A 3904-nucleotide genomic window follows, 5' to 3' on the forward strand; every position below is an offset into this window, starting at 1 on the left:
GAGGCCCGGCGCCCAGAAGGCTCCGTCGTTGCCGGGCAGTTCTTCGCCGATCCATGCGGGCTTGTCGCGGAACAGGCACAGATGCGGTTGCCATGGCGCCGCGTCATCCGCGCGGCGCCAGCTCTCCAGCCCGCAGCGGTACCCATGCGCATTTTCCTTGCCGGTGACGACCACGACCTGCCAGCCGCCCAGTACAACGATCGCAGAGGGATCGTGCAGATGCCAATTGTCCGGTGCAATGCGTGGCGACATGGCCGCGTATTCCGAAGACAAAGGGCGATGTTCCTGCGCTGTGACGCAAGTCGCGGCGGCGCAGATCGCCAGGGCCGCAAGGATCGTGGTCCATCTGCTCATTCGGCCTGATCCCTGTCCCCACGCGTTCCATCCTGGGCGATCACATCGCCCCTCACCAGCGCGCTGTTCGTGCCACGTTCCGTCCTTGGCAAGGGTCGGGACAGCCGTCGAGCGCGCATTTCGTCCCGTCACGAGCAGGCGAGGACGGCGCCAAAGATCGGCGCGGCGGTCCGGAGCGACACGTGTGTGTCCTAGACACCCGTGTCCCGGCGGGTGCATCGACGACGCAACGCGGCTTATCTGCCCCGAGCGCGTGGCCTGCGGTGCCGCGATTATTTTACTGCGTGTAGCGGTAGATGAGGTACAAGACCGTGCCCGGCTCACGCCACAGCGCAGGGGTGTCGTCTTGATTATCCGGTCCGCGTTCGTTTCTGCATGGGCGCTCCTGGCCGCGCCGTCATTCGCGCAGGACATCATCGTCATCGGTGACAGCATCATGGACTGGAACGGGCAGGACTCCATCCCTGCGGGCCTGTCGCAGGAGCTCGGCGTGCCCGTGGATGACCGATCCGTCGCAGGAGCGCAGATCAGCGCAGCGCCGTGGGACCGGCTGCAAGGCCTCGATATCAGGGCCCAACTGGGAGAGGACCGGCCGGATGTTCTTGTCATGACCGGTGGCGGCAATGACCTTGGCGAAGCATGTCGCTGCGAGGAAGGCTGCGCGGCCGAGGTCGACGTCTTGCTGGCGGAGGACGGAGAGGGCGAGTTGGGGGGCTTCCTGCAAGAGGTCGTCGCGGATGGCACGCACGTCTTCGTTCTAGGGTACGCCGACCCACCGACGGGTGGCAACGAATTCAGTGGATGTATTCCGCATCTTCGGACGTTGGCCGAAAGACTGGAGGCGATCCCTGGCGTTACCCTTGTGCCCGTCCATAATGCGATCGATCCTGCCGACAGCACGCTCTACGATTCAGATCGGGTTCATCCGTCGGTCAGGGGGTCTTCGGTGATGGCCTACTTACTGGCTGACGCCATAGCGAATGCCCGGTAGCCCGGCGACTGCTCTTCGGCAATGGCACCGTCGCGGATGAAGGCGGTCGGAGACGGACATCGCGCAGCTCCGGTCGCGCGGCCCCGCGCAAACAGTCGCTCCGATCCGAGCCCTTGCAGCCAGCAAGTGTCATGCCAGGTGGAGATCGGCTGCTCCGAATATCCGATCCTGGGAACTGGGTGCCTCGATCATGATCCGCATCGCCTTGGCGGAGGGGACAGACTGGGGTTGAACGGTCCCTACCCCGCCTGGCAATTGCTCTTATTACATTTAGTACGTGCACTCCCCGACATTCCGCGGCGACAGCTGGAACCGAACGCTCATTATCAATGCCCAGCGGATGATCTTCGGGGGCGACGTCAGGCACCTGAAATATTTGAAGGGCTGGCATTCCGTCATCCCTGGAAGGCCACTCCTTCGCCGCCTCGGCAGGCATTCAGATTGCCTCCCCGCCCGATCCGCTCAGAGTCGGGCAAGATATCCCGTGACCGTCAGAGGGCGGTCACCCGAAGATGGTCTTGAACCGGTCGATGCACAGCCGGAAGCCATCCTCGAAATTTCCGTTGCCCGGGTGGTAGACGCTCTCGAACGAGATCACGCCGTCATACCCGTCCGCGCGCAACGCATCCGCCACCGGCTGGAACTGGTCGGCGAGCTGACCTTCGCCCAATCGGCGGACCTCCAGCGTGGCGCGCGGGGTGTCGACCTTCACATCCTTGATGTGGACGTGGCCGAGATAGCCGTCCTTCACCGCATCGTAACCGTCCGGCCAAGCTGGCTCGTGACACCAGCAGTTGTTCGCTGAATCCCACAACACCTTGAGCACGTCATTCGCCCCCAGATCGTCGATCAGCTTGCGGCCGGTGTAGTTGGAATTCACCATTGTACCGTTGCCGGTCTCCACCACCAGAGTGACGCCGGCATCGCGTGCCACGTCACATGCTGGTGCGATCAGCGGCAGCATCGCATCCCAGGCGCCATGGGCCACATTCCATTTTTCGGCGCCGTTCAACCCCCAGAGGATCTGCTCCTTCTTCGGGGTCATTACCCTGACCAGCGGGCTGCCGACCACATGCGCCATGTCGATCACGCGCTTGAGTGCGTCCATGTGCTTTGTGTGCAGTTCATCGCCCGGCTTGTTGTCTTTCGTCGTACCCGCGAAGATGTGACGCGACAGGCAGCTGACCGGCTTGCCCCGGTCGCGAAGCAGCATGTCGATTTCCGCGATCTCGGCAGCCGAGTGATCCCCGACCTCCGTGTCGCCCACGAATTGCAGCTCGGCATACTCCAGCCCGAACTCGTCCATGACATCGACGGCATGCCCTAGATCGCGGCTGATGCCGTCGCAGATCACACCCAGTTTCATCGGCTTTCTCCTTGTTCTATCGGTGCAGTTGCGAGCCGACGATCTCTTCGATCACCCGTGTGCAGGCCCAGTTGTCCCCATCGGGGTATTTCGACTTTCCGGCGTGGAAGATCTGCATCGCCGTCGAGGCCATCTGCATGGGCACTTCGAGCTCTTCGGCGAGGTTCAGCGAGATCGTCAGGTCCTTGTGCATGGTCCCGATGGCCGAACCGGTCTTCTCGAACTTCCGGTCGATGATGTTTTCGAGCGCGGTGTTCGTGCATCCGCACCCTGCGCCGCTGGTCGAGAAGACCTTGTAGAGGTCTTCCCCCTTCACGCCCGCCTTGGCCGCCAACACCGACGCCTCGAACGTCGCCGAGAAGATCGAGCCGATGAGTGTCTGCAGACAGGCCTTCACGGTCTGGCCCATTCCGGGCTCGGTGCCGACGTGGTGAATGGTGGCCGAAACGGCCTCCATCGCCGGGCGGGCGCGGTCGAGCACCTGCTGCGTCGCCGAGGCCATCATGGTCAGCGTTCCGCCCTGTGCGCCGGGAAACCCGCCCGAGACCGGGCTGTCGATCAGGTCGATCCCGGACCCCTCCAGCGCCGCGCCGATCTCGCGCGCCTCCCTCGGCCGGATCGTCGCGGTCAGCAACACGATGCCGCCGGCGGGCATATGCGCCGCAAGTCCGTCCGGCGGCAGGATGACGCCCTTGGCCTGGTCACCGTTCATGACCATCACGAAGGCGGCCTCGGCGTCGCGGGCCGCCTCGGCGACGCTGGCGGCGGGACTGCCGCCCATCTTCCGGAAGCTTTCGAGCCGGTCTGCGCTCAGGTCGAAGCCGGCGACGTCGAATCCGGCGGCGATGAGGTTCCTGGCGAGGCCCGAGCCCATGTCGCCAAGACCTATGACGGTCACTTTCTTCATGTCTTCATCCTTGCTGCTGCGGGAGGCTTCCCGCGTCGTGTTGGCTGTCGCGCGAGGCCGGCGGGGGACACCCGCAAGCCCTCCGCTGTGTCCGTTTCCCTTGTCATCCTATGGCCCCATGACCGCGTTCGGGATCCACATCACCAGCGCGGGGAAGAGGCAGATCAGCGCCAGGACCACGACGTTGGCGAGCAGGAACGGTGCCGCGCCGAGGAAAATGCGCCCGATCGGCAATCGGCAGATCGCGGAGCAGACGTTGAGGCAATTGCCCACCGGCGGCGTGCAG

Annotated in this window: 5 protein-coding genes; 1 reads left to right on the forward strand and 4 read right to left on the reverse strand. The window is 64.2% G+C overall.

The genetic code is table 11. The features are described 5' to 3' along the window. Positions 1-354: glycoside hydrolase family protein (locus VJ897_RS07200; RefSeq protein WP_324054596.1), on the reverse strand; the 354-nt coding region annotated here is incomplete at its 3' end. A gap of 346 nt (positions 355-700) precedes the next feature. On the opposite strand from VJ897_RS07200, the gene VJ897_RS07205 reads away from it, so the two are divergent. Then, on the forward strand, positions 701-1345 hold the full coding sequence (locus tag VJ897_RS07205) for an SGNH/GDSL hydrolase family protein (protein ID WP_324054598.1): 645 nt from the start codon (positions 701-703) through the stop codon (positions 1343-1345). A 502-nt stretch (positions 1346-1847) separates the two neighbouring features. Here the strand turns inward: VJ897_RS07205 and VJ897_RS07210 are convergent. From VJ897_RS07210 to VJ897_RS15245, 3 genes are all read right to left on the reverse strand, one after another. Next, the gene (locus VJ897_RS07210) at positions 1848-2711 is read right to left on the reverse strand and encodes a sugar phosphate isomerase/epimerase family protein (protein ID WP_324054599.1); all 864 of its coding nucleotides are present in this window, start codon (positions 2709-2711) and stop codon (positions 1848-1850) included. Positions 2712-2727: 16 nt separating this feature from the next. Continuing rightward, a complete protein-coding gene (locus VJ897_RS07215) occupies positions 2728-3618 on the reverse strand; it encodes an NAD(P)-dependent oxidoreductase (protein WP_324054601.1) in 891 nt (296 codons plus the stop codon). 108 nt (positions 3619-3726) lie between these two features. Next, complete coding sequence (locus VJ897_RS15245) at positions 3727-3891, reverse strand: hypothetical protein (RefSeq protein ID WP_414706698.1); 165 nt, start codon at positions 3889-3891, stop codon at positions 3727-3729. Positions 3892-3904 lie beyond the last annotated feature (13 nt).

Origin of the sequence: Salibaculum sp., assembly GCF_035270045.1 — a bacterium.
Lineage (GTDB): Bacteria > Pseudomonadota > Alphaproteobacteria > Rhodobacterales > Rhodobacteraceae > Salibaculum.

Bases quoted from the DNA above. Each gene is read 5' to 3' on its own strand.
- VJ897_RS07210 (WP_324054599.1), bottom strand. From the start codon at position 2,711: ATGAAACTGGGTGTGATCTGCGACGGCATCAGCCGCGATCTAGGGCAT.
- VJ897_RS07215 (WP_324054601.1), bottom strand. From the start codon at position 3,618: ATGAAGAAAGTGACCGTCATAGGTCTTGGCGACATGGGCTCGGGCCTC.